At 71.3% G+C, this 16347-nt stretch carries 15 protein-coding genes; 10 read left to right on the top strand and 5 right to left on the bottom strand.

Going from position 1 to position 16347, the window contains the following annotated elements:
- Positions 1-62 precede the first annotated feature (62 nt).
- From ABD355_RS33015 to ABD355_RS33000, 4 genes are all read right to left on the bottom strand, one after another.
- Positions 63-1628, bottom strand: a complete 1566-nt coding sequence (locus ABD355_RS33015; protein ID WP_344404556.1) for a serine/threonine protein kinase — start codon at positions 1626-1628, stop codon at positions 63-65.
- Positions 1625-2371 (bottom strand): FHA domain-containing protein, encoded by a 747-nt coding sequence (locus ABD355_RS33010; protein ID WP_344404555.1) that lies wholly within the window; start codon positions 2369-2371, stop codon positions 1625-1627. The genes ABD355_RS33015 and ABD355_RS33010 overlap by 4 nt, the downstream gene beginning before the upstream one ends.
- Before the next feature lie 131 nt (positions 2372-2502).
- Positions 2503-3030 (bottom strand): hypothetical protein, encoded by a 528-nt coding sequence (locus ABD355_RS33005; RefSeq protein ID WP_344404554.1) that lies wholly within the window; start codon positions 3028-3030, stop codon positions 2503-2505.
- Positions 3031-3067: 37 nt separating this feature from the next.
- The gene (locus ABD355_RS33000) at positions 3068-3679 is read right to left on the bottom strand and encodes an RDD family protein (RefSeq protein ID WP_344404553.1); all 612 of its coding nucleotides are present in this window, start codon (positions 3677-3679) and stop codon (positions 3068-3070) included.
- Between the two features lie 246 nt (positions 3680-3925).
- Between ABD355_RS33000 and ABD355_RS32995 the strand changes: the two genes are divergently transcribed.
- The 6 genes from ABD355_RS32995 to ABD355_RS32970 all read left to right on the top strand — a co-directional run bounded on the left by ABD355_RS32995 (position 3926) and on the right by ABD355_RS32970 (position 9876).
- Positions 3926-4780 (top strand): bifunctional methylenetetrahydrofolate dehydrogenase/methenyltetrahydrofolate cyclohydrolase, encoded by an 855-nt coding sequence (locus tag ABD355_RS32995; protein WP_344404552.1) that lies wholly within the window; start codon positions 3926-3928, stop codon positions 4778-4780.
- The gene (locus ABD355_RS32990; RefSeq protein WP_344404551.1) at positions 4770-5291 is read left to right on the top strand and encodes a DUF3017 domain-containing protein; all 522 of its coding nucleotides are present in this window, start codon (positions 4770-4772) and stop codon (positions 5289-5291) included. Before ABD355_RS32995 ends, ABD355_RS32990 begins: the two co-directional genes overlap by 11 nt.
- A 191-nt stretch (positions 5292-5482) precedes the next feature.
- Positions 5483-5965, top strand: coding sequence for a helix-turn-helix domain-containing protein (locus ABD355_RS32985; RefSeq protein ID WP_344404550.1), 483 nt, complete (start codon positions 5483-5485; stop codon positions 5963-5965).
- A gap of 347 nt (positions 5966-6312) precedes the next feature.
- On the top strand, positions 6313-7554 hold the full coding sequence (locus ABD355_RS32980) for a helix-turn-helix domain-containing protein (protein ID WP_344404549.1): 1242 nt from the start codon (positions 6313-6315) through the stop codon (positions 7552-7554).
- A gap of 338 nt (positions 7555-7892) precedes the next feature.
- Positions 7893-8882 (top strand): malate dehydrogenase, encoded by a 990-nt coding sequence (locus tag ABD355_RS32975; protein WP_344404548.1) that lies wholly within the window; start codon positions 7893-7895, stop codon positions 8880-8882.
- Positions 8883-9009: 127 nt separating this feature from the next.
- Positions 9010-9876, top strand: coding sequence for a hypothetical protein (locus tag ABD355_RS32970; RefSeq protein WP_344404547.1), 867 nt, complete (start codon positions 9010-9012; stop codon positions 9874-9876).
- A 356-nt stretch (positions 9877-10232) separates the two neighbouring features.
- Here the strand turns inward: ABD355_RS32970 and ABD355_RS32965 are convergent, their stop codons facing one another.
- Complete coding sequence (locus ABD355_RS32965; protein ID WP_344404546.1) at positions 10233-11153, bottom strand: GNAT family N-acetyltransferase; 921 nt, start codon at positions 11151-11153, stop codon at positions 10233-10235.
- A gap of 157 nt (positions 11154-11310) precedes the next feature.
- Here ABD355_RS32965 and ABD355_RS32960 point away from each other — a divergent pair, with 157 nt between their 5' ends.
- From ABD355_RS32960 to ABD355_RS32945, 4 genes are all read left to right on the top strand, one after another.
- Entirely contained in the window at positions 11311-13095 is a 1785-nt protein-coding gene (locus ABD355_RS32960; protein ID WP_344404545.1) for a hypothetical protein, read from the top strand.
- Positions 13085-13450 carry a hypothetical protein gene (locus tag ABD355_RS32955; protein WP_344404544.1) on the top strand — a complete coding sequence of 122 codons (366 nt, stop codon included), beginning with the start codon at positions 13085-13087 and terminating at the stop codon, positions 13448-13450. The genes ABD355_RS32960 and ABD355_RS32955 overlap by 11 nt, the downstream gene beginning before the upstream one ends.
- A 10-nt stretch (positions 13451-13460) precedes the next feature.
- Positions 13461-14504 carry a hypothetical protein gene (locus tag ABD355_RS32950; protein WP_344404543.1) on the top strand — a complete coding sequence of 348 codons (1044 nt, stop codon included), beginning with the start codon at positions 13461-13463 and terminating at the stop codon, positions 14502-14504.
- A 181-nt stretch (positions 14505-14685) separates the two neighbouring features.
- The gene (locus ABD355_RS32945; RefSeq protein WP_344404542.1) at positions 14686-16215 is read left to right on the top strand and encodes an aldehyde dehydrogenase family protein; all 1530 of its coding nucleotides are present in this window, start codon (positions 14686-14688) and stop codon (positions 16213-16215) included.
- The last annotated feature ends 132 nt before the right edge of the window (positions 16216-16347 follow it).

Genomic DNA, 16347 nt, shown 5'->3' with positions numbered 1-16347 from the left:
GTGGCGGAGTGGTACCACCGTGCCGCCGGCACCCGCCGACCGGTACCTCGGAAGTCTCAGGGTCACCAACTCCCGGGTGGCGTGTACTCCTTGAGGTACCGGGTGAGCCGCTTGCAGTAGTCGCCGTACTCGGGGGGAATGCCGCGCACGGCATTCACTCGCTTGTACGAGGTCCGGTAGGCGGCGGCGATCAGCACCCGTTTGTCGCCGGGCAGGTTGGGTGTCAGGTTCGGCTCGATGTAGCAGAGGTAGTGGCCGAGGGCCGTGATCGAGTCGGGGACGGAGAGGGGCGGCTTGGGCATCGACTTCACCGGCCGGCCGTCGGCCCTGATCCACCAGCGCAGAAGCCTCGGGGTCCAGCGTGCGATGCCGTACTCGTCCTTGCCGGGGTCGGAGAGCTTCGGGTCGAAGTTGCTCTCCGCCTTGAGCATGGCCGCGATGAGCGCGGGGGTGACGTCCGCCTGGTCGCAGTGGTGAGCCGCGTCGACGATCATCGGGCGGTAGGCAGCCGGAATGCCCTGGTCCGTGCGGAGTTCGGGGGAGCCATAGGTGGCGGGGGTGATCTTCGTCGTGGGGGAGGCGCTCCTGACGGCCGGCGGGTTGCCGCCGGAGTCCGCCCAGGTGCTGATGCCGTAGCCGAGTGCCGCGATCGCGACGGTGGCTGCCGCGGCGCTCGCGATCACCGTCGAGCGGCGTCCGAGGCGCGGGAGGCGGGGCGGGTGGTCCGAGCCGGCCGCCTCCACGACCCGGCGCAGCAGTGCGTCCGTGCCGACGCGGTCGGCGTGCGTGCGCGAGAGACAGTCGCGGACGATCTGCCGCCAGGCGTCGGGGAGTTCGGGCGAGAGGCGCAGCTCGTCGGTGCCGCGGGCATAGGCGGCGGCCGCGTCGCGGCGGGCGGTCGGGGTGCCGCCGGGGAGCGGGAAGGAGTCGGTCAGCACCAGATGCGCCAGGACACCGAAGGCCCACACGTCGGCGGAGGGGCGGATCTGGCGGCCGCGGGTGCCGATCTCCGACCAGAGGAGTTCGGGTGGGGTGTAGTCGGGCGTCGAGAAGGCGGGGGTGTACGCGTGCGTTCCTTCCAGCTCCGCCGCCATGTTGAAGTCGGCGAGCCGTGCCGAACCGTCCTTCATCAGCAGGACGTTGGCCGGTTTCAGATCGCCGTGCACCCAGCCCGCGCGGTGCAGCTGGGCCAGGCCCTCGCAGATCTGCGCGAGCAGGGCCGGCCCGGACTGCGGTCTCGGCGAGTGCGCGAGCAGCGCCGCCAGGGAGCGTTCCGCCTTCTCCAGTACGAGGACGGTGGCGCCGTCCAACTCCGGCCGACCGGGGTCGTCGACCGTGAGGGTGCCGTACATCCGGATCAGGCACGGCTGCTTCAGACGGCGGTGCAACTCGACCTCGCGGTCGATGAGTTCGCGCAGATGGGCGAGTTGGCGGGGGGTTCCGGTGCCGGTCGGCAGGAACTTCAGGGCGGCCGTGCGGGGCAGCTCCTCGCCCGTGCCCGCCAGGTCGTCGCCCGTGCGTCTGCCCTCGTACACGCTCCCGAAGGCGCCCGTCGCGATCGGGTCCCGCACCTCCCAGATGCCCACCCGGTACCCCTTGGGCACCGGCACGGCGTACGGCTCGGTCACCGGACCGCCCGGCCGGACGGTGAGGCGGCCAGGACCACCAGGTCGTCCTCGCGGACGAGGTCGAAGCGGAGTGCCAGCGAGACCAGCGACTCCTTCTTGCCGTTGAGGCGCGGACCGGTGTCCGCCTCGTCCGGGCCCGGCTTCAGGCGCAGCTTCACCGCCAGGTAGTCGATGTTCCACTGCACCGAAGTGCGGGACGCCGCGGGCCAGTTGGGGCGCAGGCGGTCGACGACCTGGTCGACGGTGGGCAGGGGCGCGTGCGGTTCGCCGCGCAGGCGCGGTTCGCACAGGGCTGCGAGGACCGCGAAGTAGCGCTTGGTGCGGTCGACGGAGAAGGCGGGGGCGGTGGTCGCGCCGTCGAGGCCGCCCTCGGAGTGGAGGTAGTCGTGGCGCGGCGCCCACACCTCGACGGCCAGCAGGTCCCCGGCGGCCGGCAGCACGATCCGTGAGAACTCGAAGGGCACGGGGGCGTCGAGGCGGCCCGGGCCGACCTTCACGTGCTCGCCGGCGCCCTCGGGGTTCTCCACGACGTACGTCTGCTCGCGGCTGAGGTTGCTCAGTATCCAGAAGGCGCCCTGCGCGGTGATCTCACCGGCCCTGCGGGAGACGCCCTTGTGGGGGATCTCCACGTCGCAGTCGGCGCTGCGCCCGAACGTCAGCCGCTCGCCGGGCGCGAGCTTGAGCTGGGTGCGAGTGGACTGGTCCTCCGTGGTCGGCGGAGGTACCACGATGATGCTGTACAAGGTGCGTCTCCCGTGCCTGCCGGCTACCCACGTCAGAGTAGGGCGACGCACCAGGGCCGTGTCCCCCTCGGACGGGGAGACACGGCCCTTGGCGATTTATTGGCGCGAACTGTTCAGTGGCGCCGGGGTGTTCACTGGCGCACGCGGTTGAACCAGGCGGTTCCGTTCGCGTTGCCGGCGAACACGGCTATCAGAATGCCGAGAACCGTGTGGAGGAGGCCCACGACGACGAAGGGGTAGATCCCGAGCATCGCAGTGATGACGCCGAAGACGATGGCCGTGATCCGGACACGGTTGCCGCCGTCGCTGAACTTCAACGCCAGCACGGCCGCGAACACCGCCCAGGCCAGCGCGAACACCACCATCGCCCACAGCACGCCGGACGAGTACTCCTTGATCTTCTCGAAGGAGGCGTCGTTCTCGACGCCCGCGTTCGACGCCCTCCGAACCACCCCGGCGACGAAGGCGAACAGGGCCACACCGATGAGCTGCAGGGGAACGATCACCCACAGCAGCACGCGACCCACGCTCACCGTGCCCGGCATCGTCGTCATCACGGGAGTGCCGCCGTAGGCGACCGGGGGAGCAGTGGGGTAGCCGTAGCCCGGCTGCTGGCCCTGTTGCGGGCCGTAGGGGTTGTTGGGGCCGCCGAAACTCATGGGGGATGTTCCTCCGTGAAATGGGGTGGAGCAGCGCTCAGTTCGTACGGATCACGATCGACGAGCAGACCTTGTCGGCGAACGTCTGACGCTTGGCGTCCCAGGCCGGCCACAGCCAGCCGAGGTAGCAGGCGAGGCTGTCCAGGAAGTGCGCGAGCCGGCGCACGAAGGCCATGCCGACGCCCAGGGGCTGCCCGTCGCTCTCCCGCACCAGGCGGATGCCGAGCGCCTTCTTGCCGACCGTCTGGCCGGTCTGGCCTTCCTTGATCAGCTGCCAGATCGCCACGCCGAAGACGGCGAGGTAACCGACGATCACCAGGGCCCAGATCTTGCTGACCCCCCCGATGGCGATGACGATGTAGCAGGGCGCGAACACGAGCACGTCGACCAGCAGACCGAGGAAACGCTGACCCCAGTTCGCGTACGGCGGCTGCACGCCATAACCCGCCTGCTGCGGGTAGCCGTAGCCGGCCGGGGCCTGGGGCGCCTGCGGGTAGCCGTAGCCCGGCTGCTGCGGCGGCACGCCCTGCGGGGGCTGCTGCGGGTAGCCGTAGGGCTGCTGGCCGCCCTGCTGGGGGTAGCCGTAACCGGGCTGCTGCGGCGGCTGCTGCGGCTGGCCGTAGGGGTTGTTCGGGTCGCCGTAACTCATGGCGTGATTCCTCCGTTGCGCATATGGGGACATTGCGGATTGCGCGGAGGAATTCACACGATGTGAGCGGTTTGCCCCCCGAACACGAACCGCGATACTGCGCCGTTCATCGTTCTTTACGGCTGCTCGCCTTGTCCAGTGGCATTTCGCATGTGTTGTGCAAGTGCAATCTTGCCGATCATGACCGTCCCGCCGGTACGGCACCCGGATTGGAACCGGGGGCCGGTCATCCGCGAGGATGGGGGTATGACCGCCCAGATTCTCGATGGCAAGGCCACCGCAGCCGCGATCAAGTCCGATCTGACCGCCCGCGTGGCGGCGCTGAAGGAGAAGGGCGTCACGCCCGGCCTCGGCACGATCCTCGTCGGGACCGATCCCGGCAGCCAGAAGTACGTCGCCGGCAAGCACCGCGACTGCGCCCAGGTCGGCATCGCCTCCATCCAGCGGGAGCTGCCTCAGACGGCGACGCAGGAGGAGATCGAGGCGGTCGTCCGGGAGCTGAACGAGGACCCGGCGTGCACCGGCTACATCGTCCAGCTGCCGCTGCCGAAGGGCATCGACGAGAACCGGATCCTGGAGCTGATGGACCCGGACAAGGACGCCGACGGCCTGCACCCGATGAACCTCGGGCGGCTGGTGCTCAACGAGCCGGCCCCGCTGCCCTGCACCCCGAACGGCGTCCTCACCCTGCTCCGTCAGTACGGCGTCGAGATCAAGGGCGCCGAGGTCGTGGTCGTCGGTCGCGGTGTCACCATCGGCCGCCCGATGCCGCTGCTGCTCACCCGCCGCAGCGAGAACGCCACCGTGACCCAGTGCCACACCGGCACCCGCGACCTCTCCTCCCACCTCAAGCGCGCGGACATCATCGTCGCCGCCGCCGGTTCGGCCCATCTGATCCGGCCCGAGGACGTGAAGCCGGGCGCCGCCGTCCTCGACGTCGGTGTCTCGCGCAGCGCCGAGGGCAAGATCGTGGGCGACGTCCACCCGGGCGTCGCCGAGGTCGCCGGCTGGATCTCGCCGAACCCCGGCGGTGTCGGCCCGATGACCCGTGCCCAGCTGCTCGTCAACGTGGTCGAGGCGGCGGAGCGCAGTGCCGGCTGAGGCGAAGCACCCCGAGGGTGCGGCGAAGCAGCCCGAGCGCGCGGTCGAGGACCCCGAGCAGCAGGCGGAGGAGACCGTCTGCGACGCGATCAGCGCGCCCGACGCCGATGGCGTGCCGCGCCGCACGACGCGCCGCTTCCCGCTGTTCACGAAGGACACCGCACGTCCCGAGGGCGGCGGCCGGGCCGCTCCCAGCGATGCCCCCGCGCCCGCCCGGCAGTGGCCGATCCTCGCCGTCCTCGGGCTGGTCGGGCTCGGCCTGCTGCTGACCGCGCTGGACGTCTTCCGGTACGGCACCCTGCTGATCGGCATCGCCCTGGTGGCCGGGGCCGCGCTGCGCTGGATCCTGCCCGACGTCGGCATGCTCGCCGTACGCTCCCGCTTCACGGACATCGTGACGTACGGCGTGCTGGGCCTGGCGATCGTGCTGCTCGCGATGATGGTGCAGCCGCACCCGTGGCTGCAGATTCCGTTCCTGAAGGACACGCTGCATTTCACGGTCAGCAACTGACCGCTCCGCGGGGTGGGTTGTTTTTGGCTGCGGCGCCGGTCGTGGCTTGTCGCGCCCGCGCGGCGGAGCCGCATGTCGACACGGCCCCGCGCCCCTTTGGGGCGCGGCTCGGCCGCCGGTGGAACCAACGGCGCGTCGGCTTCGTCACCTGGTCAGGGCGGGCAATGCGAGAGATCTGGTGGAGGTGCGCGATGGGCTGGCAGCCGCTGCCGGACGATCTGCCGCCGGAGGTGCGGCACTTCGTGGAGCAGCTGCGGCTCCTCAAGGACCGGACGGGGCTCAGCCTCGTCTCGCTCGGCGCCCGCACCGCGTACAGCAAGTCCTCCTGGCACCGCTATCTCAACGCCACCCAGCCGCCGCCCCGGCAGGCGGTCGCCGCCCTGTGCCGGATCGCGGGTCTCGCCGACACGGAGGCCGAGCGCTTCGGGGTGCGCTGGGAACTGGCGGTGCAGGCCTGGCCGCGACCGGCCGCCCTGCCCGCCAAACCCGCCGACGGCTTGGGGGAGGCGGAAGGGCCGGGCGGTGAGGAGTACGAGGACGATCCCACCCTGCCCTGGTGGGACACACCCGAAGAGACCCGTCGGCGGCCGGGCGGACGGCTGCTGCTGTACGCCGTACTGCTGCTGTTCCTCATGCTGGTGATCGCGGTCGTGGGCGTCCTCGCGCTCGGGTGAGGTGCCCCTGGGCGGGGTGAATACGCCCGTGACGGGGGAGGTTGTCCATGTGTGTCTCCGGTGTCGATGTATTGACAAGTTTGCGGAATTGACACGGGGTTGTTCGATGAGGGCCCTAGGGTGGGCGGGTCCGGCCGGACGGCGGAGGGGGCCGCCGGTGGGACACTGGACCGCGGTCGCGTCGGCGTGCAACGGAGCATGCCGAACGGCCCCAACGCTCCCGTGCGCCCCCATCCCGGGAACTGAGATCCTTACCGGGCGCATCCCTGTGGGTATCCAGAACGGGCACCACGCGCGGGGGAACGCGAGTAATACCAGCACCAACCGGGGGGAAGAGGGGGGAAGCAATGCCTCGTTGGAGGGCCTTGCCGGACGAACTCGATCCGCAGGTCAGGGAGTTCGCGAGCCAGTTGCGCCGGCTCGTGGACCGCAGCGGCCTGAGCATCGCGTCGGTGGCCGACCGCACGGGCTACAGCAAGACGTCCTGGGAGCGGTATCTGAACGGCCGGCTGCTCGCGCCCAAGGGTGCGATCGTGGCGCTGGCCGAGGTCACGGGTACCAACCCGATCCATCTGACGACCATGTGGGAGCTCGCCGAGCGTGCCTGGAGCCGTTCGGAGATGCGCCACGACATGACCATGGAGGCCATCCGCATCTCCCAGGCGCGCGCCGCGCTCGGTGAGTTCGGTGCGCCTCCCGCCAATGCCAAGGCGGGCGGCAGGGCGAGCAGCAAGAGCAGCAGCACTACGGCCCGCAGGTCCGGCAGCGCGACGGCGACGCCGGGGATCGCGGGACCAGCGGGCGTGGCGCCGACGGTGCCGCCGCAGCCGGGGCCGGATGTGCGGGACGCGGCGGGCACGGTGCGGGAGAGCGGTGCCTCGCCCGCCGCGGACGCACCGGAGAGCTCCTCCGATGCCAACTCGTGGGGGCTGGCCGGGTACAAGGGCCCGTCGCCGTCCGGTGCGCGTGCTCCCGGGGCCGCGGCGCCGCAGCCGGCGACCGGCGGTCAGGGCCGGACGCCGGAGACGACACCGAGTCCGTTCGGTGAGCCACCGCAGGGCCCGCGGCCCGGCGGGGACTCCTCCTCGGGCGGTGGCAGGCGCAAGCTGACGATGTTCCTCGCGGGTCTCGTCGGCGTGCTGGTCGTGATAGCGGCCGTGTTCTATCTGACCGACAACGGCTCGGGCAAGAAGAACGAGGGCGGCGCCTCGCCGTCCCCGTCCGTCAGCGCCCGGACCGACCTGCCGGCCGGGGTGAAGTGCAGCGGCGCCTCCTGCACCGGCAAGGACGCGGAGGCCATGGGCTGCACCAAGGACGCCGCCTCGGTCACCACCGCCAAGACCGCCGTCGTCGGCACCTCCACGGTCGAGGTGCGGTACAGCAAGACGTGCGGTGCGGCGTGGGGCCGTGTCACCCAGGCCACCCAGGGGGACTCCGTGCAGGTGACCGCCGGCAAGGCCAAGGAGAGCGACAGCATCACGGCCACCGGGGACAACATCGCGTACACGCCGATGGTCGCGGTCAAGGACGCGGGCGAGGCCACGGCGTGCGCGACGCTGGCGTCCGGGCAGAAGGGGTGCACGAAGTAGCCGGCAGGCAGGGCAGAAAAAGGGGCGGCCGCCCGTCCGGGAGAGGGGGGACTGAGGCGGCCGCCGTGGGGGGACCGACCGTGCCGGACTCCCGTGGGGGTACGGTTCGCGTGCCCGGGATGGGGACGACTATTCCTCCCGTCCCGCTTTTCTTCTGAGCCGGTTGGGTCGCCGGTTCGCTCTGTGGGCCGGGCCACACGGACCCGCGCGTCCGGCATCCCGGATGCGCGATAGCCTGACCGGTGGATCTCTCTTGATACCAAGAGATCGATCATTTGTACGTCCGTCCGCACCCCAGGGCAAGGACGCCCACCGCCAGCTGTCATACGGAGAACGCCATGACCCGCACTCCCGTGAACGTCACCGTCACCGGCGCGGCCGGCCAGATCGGTTACGCCCTCCTCTTCCGCATCGCCTCCGGCCAGCTGCTCGGCGCGGACGTGCCGGTCAAGCTGCGCCTGCTGGAGATCACGCCCGCGCTGAAGGCCGCCGAGGGCACGGCCATGGAACTCGACGACTGCGCGTTCCCGCTCCTGCAGGGCATCGACATCACGGACGACCCGAACGTCGCCTTCGACGGCACCAACGTCGCCCTCCTCGTGGGCGCCCGCCCGCGCACCAAGGGCATGGAGCGCGGCGACCTGCTGGAGGCCAACGGCGGCATCTTCAAGCCGCAGGGCAAGGCCATCAACGACCACGCCGCGGACGACATCAAGGTCCTCGTCGTCGGCAACCCGGCCAACACCAACGCGCTCATCGCGCAGGCCGCCGCGCCGGACGTTCCGGCCGAGCGCTTCACCGCGATGACCCGCCTGGACCACAACCGCGCGCTCACGCAGCTCGCGAAGAAGACGGGTTCGACGGTCGCCGACATCAAGCGCCTGACCATCTGGGGCAACCACTCCGCCACCCAGTACCCGGACATCTTCCACGCCACGGTCGCCGGCAAGAACGCCGCCGAGACCGTGAACGACGAGAAGTGGCTGGCCGAGGAGTTCATCCCGACCGTCGCCAAGCGCGGCGCGGCGATCATCGAGGCCCGCGGCGCGTCCTCGGCCGCCTCGGCCGCCAACGCCGCCATCGACCACGTGTACACGTGGGTCAACGGCACCGCGGACGGCGACTGGACCTCCATGGGCATCCCGTCGGACGGCTCCTACGGCGTCCCGGAGGGCCTGATCTCCTCCTTCCCGGTCACCACCAAGGACGGCCGGTACGAGATCGTCCAGGGTCTGGACATCAACGAGTTCTCCCGCGCCCGCATCGACGCCTCCGTGAAGGAGCTCGAGGAGGAGCGCGAGGCGGTTCGCGGTCTCGGCCTCATCTGAACCGAGCCGTACGGCTTCACGGTTCTGTCACGACCCTGCACGGGCCCCGTTCCGGTTCCTTCCGGAACGGGGCCCGTGGCCGTTTTCGCCGTTACGGTCGGAAGCGGTAGCGATGGGGTGGTGTGTCATGAGCGGTCCGTACGGCTACGACGACGGTCGCTCCGGTTCCGGGCCGGAGCGGGAACCGAGCGAGGAGAGAGGCCAGGCGGCCTGGGCCGCCCAGCAGCCGGCGACTCCGCCGCCGTGGTCCTCGGCCGAGACCCGGACGGGCCAGGCGCCACCGCCGTGGGCCTTCGCTCCGGCCCACACGGGCGGTGTCCTGCCTCCCGCGCAGCCGCGCGGCACGGCCCGCCGTGTCCTGGCCGTCCTTGCGGCCACGCTCGTCCTCGGTGCGGGCGCCGGAGCGGGCGCCTGGTACCTCACCCGCGAGCACGCGCGCGGCACCGGGGCCGCGCCCGTCACGAGCGTGAGCGTCACGGCCACGACGACCCCGCCGCCCACCCCCACCGCGTCGGCCTCGCTCCTGACGTCCTCGTCCCCGTCGGTCGGCTACCGCCGCGCCCAGGACCCCGTCGGCTACTCCGTCGACGTCCCGAAGGGCTGGACCCGGCGTGAGGAACAGGGCAAGCTCGCGCGGATCGTCTACTACGACGCCCCCTCCGACGGCCGCCAACTGCAGATCTTCGAGGTCACCGAGCCCACCCCGTACGACTCCCTGACCCTTGCCGAGACCGACCCCGGCTACGGCTTCGCCAAGCAGCCCGGCTACCGGGTCGTCGAGCGCGACCACGGCGACACCTGGGCGGAGCTGACGTACCGCTACGACGACCAGCACAAAGGCACCCGCCAGGTCATCGACCACCGCTTCCGCTCAGCCGACGGCACCCTCTACGCCATCCGCTCCAGCGGCCCCGCGAACCTGGCCCCGGAGCAGGTGCGAGCGCCGCTTCGGATGGCGGTGCGCTCGTTCTGCCCGGCGGGGGCGCGGTGCTGAGCGGTTCACGGGTTGCGCCGCGCGCCCTTTCAGGGCCCTCACCCGCAGGCCCGGCGCCGGGTGGTCGACCATCGCTTCCGGGCGGTCGAGGGTTCCAGTGGGCTCGTCGAGCTTGCTCCCGGGGAGGGCCGGGTGCTGCTGAGGCTGGGCGCCTTCGACCGGCCTGCTCGACGGGCTCGGCCCGCCACCGTCATCGAGCATCGCTTCCGGGCAGTCGGCGGGACTCTCCATGCGATCCGCTTCAGCAGGCCCGTGGGCCTCGCCCCGGAGCGGGGCCGCTGTGCGGGGGGCCCGGACGACGCCGACCCGGCGCACGCCTGGCTGCGGCGGACCGTGCGGGACCTGCTCCCCAGTGGTCAGCCGGCCGGGCCTGACAGCCGTTTCTCGAACCAGTGGTCGCCGTACACGTGGTCGACGTAGGCGGGGATCTCCGTGTAGCCGGACGCCCGGTACATGGCCTGCGCCTCGGTGAGGCTCGCGTGGGTGTCGAGGCGTACGACGGTGCAGCCGCGCGCGGCCGCCGCGTCCTCCAGGGCGCCGAGGATCCGGCGGCCGAGGCCGAGCCGCCGGGCCTCGGGGTGCACCCACACGTGCCGGATCTCGCCGACGCCGGGCTCCAGACGGCGCAGCGCGCCACAGCTCACCGGGCGGCCCTCCTCGTACGCGACGAAGAACGCGCCCGCCTCCCCGGACACCTCCTCCGGGCCCACCAGGTCGGACTTGTCGAAGCCCTCGGGGAAGCGCGCGTCGATGTCGGCGGCGTACGCGTCCAGGCAGGCGCGGGCGTCCGGGGAACCGCCGTCGACGAGTTCCACGCTGATGGCGGCCAGGCGCAGCAGGCGCTGCGAGGTGGCCATCGCCTCGATCAGCTGTGCGCGCCGGTCGGGGGCGAGGTTGTCCAGCAGGCCTGCCGCGAGGGCGTTGGCCCGGCGGTTCTGCTCCTTGACCTCGGCGTGTCCGGCGGGCGTCGGTTCGGCCATGCGCAGCCGGTTGTCGTCGGGGTGGACACTGAGCCGGACCAGGCCCTGTGCCTCCAGCGCCTTCGTCATGCGGCTGAGGTAGCCGGCGTCGAGTCCCAGGCGGCTCCTGAGCTCCCGGAGTGAGACCCCGCCCGGGTTCTCGGCGATCTCGAACAGCAGACGCGCTTCCCCGAGCGGGCGGTCCTGGCCGAGGTAGTGATCGTCCAGGGCCCCGATACGGCGGGTGAAGTAGCGGTTGAACCGGCGGAGGGCCGCCACCTGCTCCGTCGACACCGGCTCCGTATGTCCTGGCTTCATTCTTTGACCTTAGTCAAAGAATATCGGGACGTCCATCCCTGCTCTCCGTGTCCGTCCCTTGGCATTCCGCTTTCATCCGTCCCGCCCGCCCCTCTATGCTGATGGTTTGTCAACTGAACGTCTGACAACGGTCTTTCCACGCATCGGGGGAGTTCGCGTGAGCACCGCATTTGTGCCACAGCAACCGCAGCCGACGACGCCCACAGGGGCGCCACCCGCACCACCGCCCACTCCGCCGCACGCCAGCGAGGCGACCCGGCTGCTGTGCGCGGGCACCTATCTGGACTCCGGTTACCGCGACCGCGTGATCGAGGAACTGCATCTCAACGAGCAGCGGATCGTGGCGCCCTCGCTCGGCTTCGACGCCGCCCGCGTCCTCGCGCACGCGCTGCGCGCCCGCCGCCAGGAGCTGCTGTGGGCCGGGGCGATCCTCGGGCTGTGGGTGGTCGGCTCGGCCCTCAGCGGAGGGCTGCTGCTCCTCTTCCTCTGGCCGAGCGTGCTGCTGGCCCTCGCGCCATGGGTCAGGGGGCGCGGCGAACAGCCGCCGCTGTACCGCCGGATCGCCGCGTTCCTCGTCCGCTGGTGGGGCCGTGCCTTCTTCGCGACGATACTGGTCCTGACCGTCGTCGCCGCGTTCGGCGGCGGCTCGGACAGCAGCCCCTCCTACGGTTCGTACGGCTCCGACTACGGCTACGGCTACTCGGACCCGGCGAGCGTCAGCGATGCGTTCTCGCCGAGCAGCCTCGCCGACGCGATCAAGCCGTGGCAGGCCTGGCTCACGCTCGCCGTGTTCGCGCTCCTCGCCTGGTGCGTGCACTCCCAGCGCCACCAGTTCAGCCGCGCGCTGGCCGCCGAGCTCTCCCCGCAGCGCTTCCCGGACGCCGCCTCCGACCCTGCCGAGCAGGCCGAGAACCCCCGCTTCCAGCGGCTGAAGCAGCGCATCCGCATCGAGCAGCACGCACCGCTGGTCATGTACCACGAGGCGCGCCCGTTCTGCGGGGCCGGAGCGGCGTACAACACCTGGGTGCTCGCCGTCGAACTGCGCCGGGACGAGCTGAAGAAGCAGCAGCCGCTCAGCAACCGCGCGATCCTGGAGCGGGTCCGCCCGCTGCTCGAACAGCTCCGCGTCCCGGCCGAGTACGCGGGCCCCGGCGTCCGCGACCGGCTGCGCTGGCTGGAGATCGACGAGTGCGTGTTCCTGCCCGCGGAGGGGCTGCTCACCCGTGACCAGGCGCCGTACACCCCGCAGGCCTTCGAGGAGCACCGGGCGCGGGCGGTCGAGGAGGGCGCCGAGAAACGGCGTCACTTCCTGCGCATCCGCGTCGGCGGCTGGGAGGAGGAGCTGGTCGTCACGGTGTTCGTGCGCATCCACACCCAGGGCCGGATGCTGATGCTGGAGATCGCGCCGCATGTGCTGACGCCGGTGCGTGCGGAGTTCAAGGACGCCGACCGTACGGCGCACCGGTTCCGCAACAACAACGTACTGGGCAAGGCGGCCGGCGCCGTCGTCCTGGTGCCCGCCTCGGCGGGGCGCTCTCTCGCCCAGCTCGGCCGCGGCCTGGTGTACGTGTGGCGGCTGCTGACCGGCGGGTACGCGGGCGCGCTGCCCGACGGCCCGGCGCTGTCGGTGCGCGAACTGGGCTCGGTGCAGACCGGTTCGCTCTTCCAGGAGATGGACGTGGCGCGCTATCTGAAGAGCGTGCAGGACCGGGTCGCCAATGGGGTGCGCGCGGCGCTCGCCGAAGCCGGTTACGAGACCGGCGAGTTCATGCAGAAGATCGTTAACATCAGCAACGGCGACGTCAACATCGGCAACATCTCCGGCAGCAACAACTCGATCGCGGCGGGCATGCAGAACTCCGCCTCGTCGTCCTACTCCGCTGATTCTCATGTCTCGGGCGGCGCGGCGCCGCAGAAGGGGGCCGACAGCAATGGCCAGTGAACAGCCGAGCATCAACATCGGTGACATCTCGGGCAGCAACAACGCGGTCGCCGCCGGCCACAACGCAAGCGCCGAGAGCCATGTGCACCAGGGCGCGGGAGCGCAGCCGGACGAGGAGACCCGGCAACTCCTCGTGGCCATAAGGAAGTTGCGGGAGGACCTGGCGCTGGTGAACAGCACCGAACAGACGGTCGCGCTCGGCCGGGCACTTGCCGACACGGAGACCGAGATCACCCGCACCGGCCAGGCGCCGCCCACGCGCCGCCAGCGTCTGCGCGAACTGCTCACCGACTCCCAGGCCCTGGTCACCTTCCTGTCCTCCGCCGGCGCCCTGGCCGGCCTTCTGGGGCGGTGAGCGGGACACCATGAACGGGGGACAGCGGTACTGGAACGAGGACACCCAGCGCTGGGAGGACGGCACGGGCGGGCCCTCGGCGGCCGAACCGACGCTGCCGGCGCCGAAGCCTGCGCAGGAGGGGGCGCAGGTCACCGGCCCGGCCCACCCGGCGCCCCCGACCTCGACTCCCACCGTGGGGACAGAGGCCCCCACCGTGGGAGCGGCGCAGGGCTGGCCCGGCGGTGGTGCGGACAGCGCCTGGCACGGTCCGGGGACCGAGGGCGCCGTGCCCGAGTGGTCCAGTGGCGCGTCCTGGACGCCCCCCGAGCCGCTCCCCGCACCCGCCCCCGCCCCAGGGCTCAACCGGCGGCTCGTCTGGTCCGTGGTCGTCGGTGCCGCCGTGGTGGGGGTCGCCGTGAGCCTCGTACTGACCCTGGTGGTCGGCAAGGACGGCGGGTCAGGGAAGAAGCATGTGGCGGCGAGTCCCGTCCCGTCCTCGACGGCCTCCGCGTCGCCGGACGTGTCGCCGTCGCCGTTCGCCGACGACACGGCATCGCCGTCCCCTTCGGCCTCCGCGCCGCCCGCGGGGTACGAGCTGCGTGACGACACGGAGGGGTTCCGGATCGCGATACCCGAGGGGTGGTCGCGCAGCAGTGTCGCTTCGATATACGGGATGGCCGTGGTCAACTACCGCAGCGCCGACCGCAAGCACCGGCTGCAGGTGTACCAGGTGCAGGAGTCGTCCCCCGACGCCTCCTTCCAGCTGTATCTGTCCGACCAGACCCGCAAACCCGCCGGTTTCAAGAAGCTCGATCTGCAGAAGCTCGACGACGGCAGGTTCACCGGCTCACGGCTGGAGTACCAGGCCGACACGATCAAGGGCGAGCCCGACGTCGGCACCTGGCACGTCTACGACGAGCGCTTCGTCGCGGCGGACGGCAACATCTACGCCATCGCCTCCTACGGCCCCGACTCCGACAGCCACGAGGACCAACTCACGCAGCTCACCACGGCGTTGGACTGGTTCTGCCCGCCCTACACGACCTGTGACGCGGACCCGGGGGTCGACTGATCGCTCTCCGTTCCATTCCGTTCCTGTTTCGCCCTATTTGCCCGCATTTTCAGTGACGCAGCGCACTTTCCGCCATGGATTGCGCATGCAACCGAAGGCGGGGGGCAGGCGCTCACGGTCCTCATGAGGGACACACGTGTCACTCAGGGGCACCGAACAGGAACGGAAGGCAATACGGATCATGGCGGAGAGAGCGGAAACCCAGGGGCTGGACGCGCAGGCGACCATCCACGTGGCAGGGGAATGGCGAGAAGCCTCCTCCGGTGCCACGCGCGAGATCATCGACCCCGCGGACGGCCAGGGCTTCGCTCTGGTTGCGGAGGGAGACGAGAAGGACACCGACCTGGCGGTCGCGGCCGCCCGGCGCGCCTTCGACCACGGCGACTGGCCCCGCACCCCCGTGGCCGAGCGCGCCGCGCTGCTGCGCCGGGTCGCCGACCTGCTCGTGCGCGACCGCGAGCGGCTCGGGCTGCTGGAGAGCCGCGACGCCGGCAAGACCGTCGAGGAGGGCCGGGTCGACATCGACTGCGTCGCCGACGCCTTCCGCTACTTCGCCGATCTGGTGGCAGGCGAGGCCCCGGGCCGGGTCGTCGACGCGGGCTCGCCCGACATCCACAGCGTCGTCGTGCACGAGCCGGTCGGGGTCTGCGCGCTGATCACCCCCTGGAACTATCCGCTGCTCCAGGCCAGTTGGAAGATCGCCCCGGCTCTCGCGGCGGGCAACACCTTCGTGATCAAGCCGAGCGAGATCACCCCGCTCACCACCATCGCGCTCATCGACCTGCTCTCCGAGGCCGGGCTGCCCACCGGCGTCGCGGGCATCGTCACCGGCCCCGGCCACATGGTCGGCGCCCGGCTCGCCGAGCACCCCGACGTCGACCTGGTCTCCTTCACCGGCGGCCTGGTCAGCGGCACCAAGGTCGCGCAGGCCGCCGCCCCGAGCGTCAAGAAGGTCGCCCTGGAACTCGGCGGCAAGAACCCCAACGTCGTCTTCGCCGACGCCTGCGCGACGGACGAAGGCTTCGACACCGCCGTCGACCAGGCCCTGAACGCGGCCTTCATCCACAGCGGCCAGGTCTGCTCGGCCGGCTCCCGCCTCATCGTCGAGGAGTCCGTACGGGAGCGCTTCGTCGCCGAGCTCGCCCGCCGGGCCGCCCGGATCCGCCTGGGCCGCGGCACCGAGGACGGCGTCGAGTGCGGTCCCCTCGTCTCCGCGCAGCAACGCGCCAAGGTCGAGTCGTACGTCGCCTCCGCGCTGGCCGACGGCGCGGTGCTGCGGACCGGCGGCAGGCGCCCCGAGCCGTCTGAACAGCGCCCCGCGGGCGGCTATTTCTACGAGCCGACCGTTCTCGACCAGTGCCACCGCGAGATGCGCGTGGTGCGCGAAGAGGTCTTCGGGCCTGTCCTCACGGTGGAGACGTTCCGTACCGAGGACGAGGCCGTCGCCCTCGCCAATGACACGGAGTACGGCCTCGCGGGTGCCGTCTGGACCGCCGACGCGGGGCGGGCCCGGCGGGTGGCCGGTCGTCTGCGGCACGGCACCGTGTGGATCAACGACTTCCATCCGTATCTTCCGCAGGCGGAGTGGGGCGGGTTCGGCAAGAGCGGGGTGGGGCGCGAACTCGGTCCTGCGGGGCTGGCCGAGTACCGCGAGAGCAAGCACGTTTATCAGAACCTGGCGCCGAAGGCGGTTCGCTGGTTCGCCGGTTGACCGAGGGGCATCGAGCGTCTGCGGCTGCGTCGTGGCTGGTCGCGCCCGCGCGGCGGAGCCGCATATCGACACAGCCCCGCGCGCCTCAAGGGCGCGTCCGTCAGCCCCCCGAGCCTGATCATCTGGAGTTAC

Source organism: Streptomyces longisporus, assembly GCF_039532765.1.
GTDB classification, from domain to species: Bacteria; Actinomycetota; Actinomycetes; order Streptomycetales; family Streptomycetaceae; genus Streptomyces; species Streptomyces longisporus.
The sequence above is the reverse complement of the archived record's forward strand: the minus strand, read 5'-3'. Positions and strand labels throughout refer to the sequence as shown.

Coding starts and splice junctions, on each gene's coding strand:
- ABD355_RS32955 (WP_344404544.1), top strand. CDS start 13,085: ATGGCCAGTGAACAGCCGAGCATCAACATCGGTGACATCTCGGGCAGC.
- ABD355_RS33005 (WP_344404554.1), bottom strand. CDS start 3,030: ATGAGTTTCGGCGGCCCCAACAACCCCTACGGCCCGCAACAGGGCCAG.
- ABD355_RS32980 (WP_344404549.1), top strand. CDS start 6,313: ATGCCTCGTTGGAGGGCCTTGCCGGACGAACTCGATCCGCAGGTCAGG.
- ABD355_RS32970 (WP_344404547.1), top strand. CDS start 9,010: ATGAGCGGTCCGTACGGCTACGACGACGGTCGCTCCGGTTCCGGGCCG.
- ABD355_RS32995 (WP_344404552.1), top strand. CDS start 3,926: ATGACCGCCCAGATTCTCGATGGCAAGGCCACCGCAGCCGCGATCAAG.
- ABD355_RS32985 (WP_344404550.1), top strand. CDS start 5,483: ATGGGCTGGCAGCCGCTGCCGGACGATCTGCCGCCGGAGGTGCGGCAC.
- ABD355_RS32945 (WP_344404542.1), top strand. CDS start 14,686: ATGGCGGAGAGAGCGGAAACCCAGGGGCTGGACGCGCAGGCGACCATC.
- ABD355_RS33000 (WP_344404553.1), bottom strand. CDS start 3,679: ATGAGTTACGGCGACCCGAACAACCCCTACGGCCAGCCGCAGCAGCCG.
- ABD355_RS32950 (WP_344404543.1), top strand. CDS start 13,461: ATGAACGGGGGACAGCGGTACTGGAACGAGGACACCCAGCGCTGGGAG.
- ABD355_RS32975 (WP_344404548.1), top strand. CDS start 7,893: ATGACCCGCACTCCCGTGAACGTCACCGTCACCGGCGCGGCCGGCCAG.
- ABD355_RS32965 (WP_344404546.1), bottom strand. CDS start 11,153: ATGAAGCCAGGACATACGGAGCCGGTGTCGACGGAGCAGGTGGCGGCC.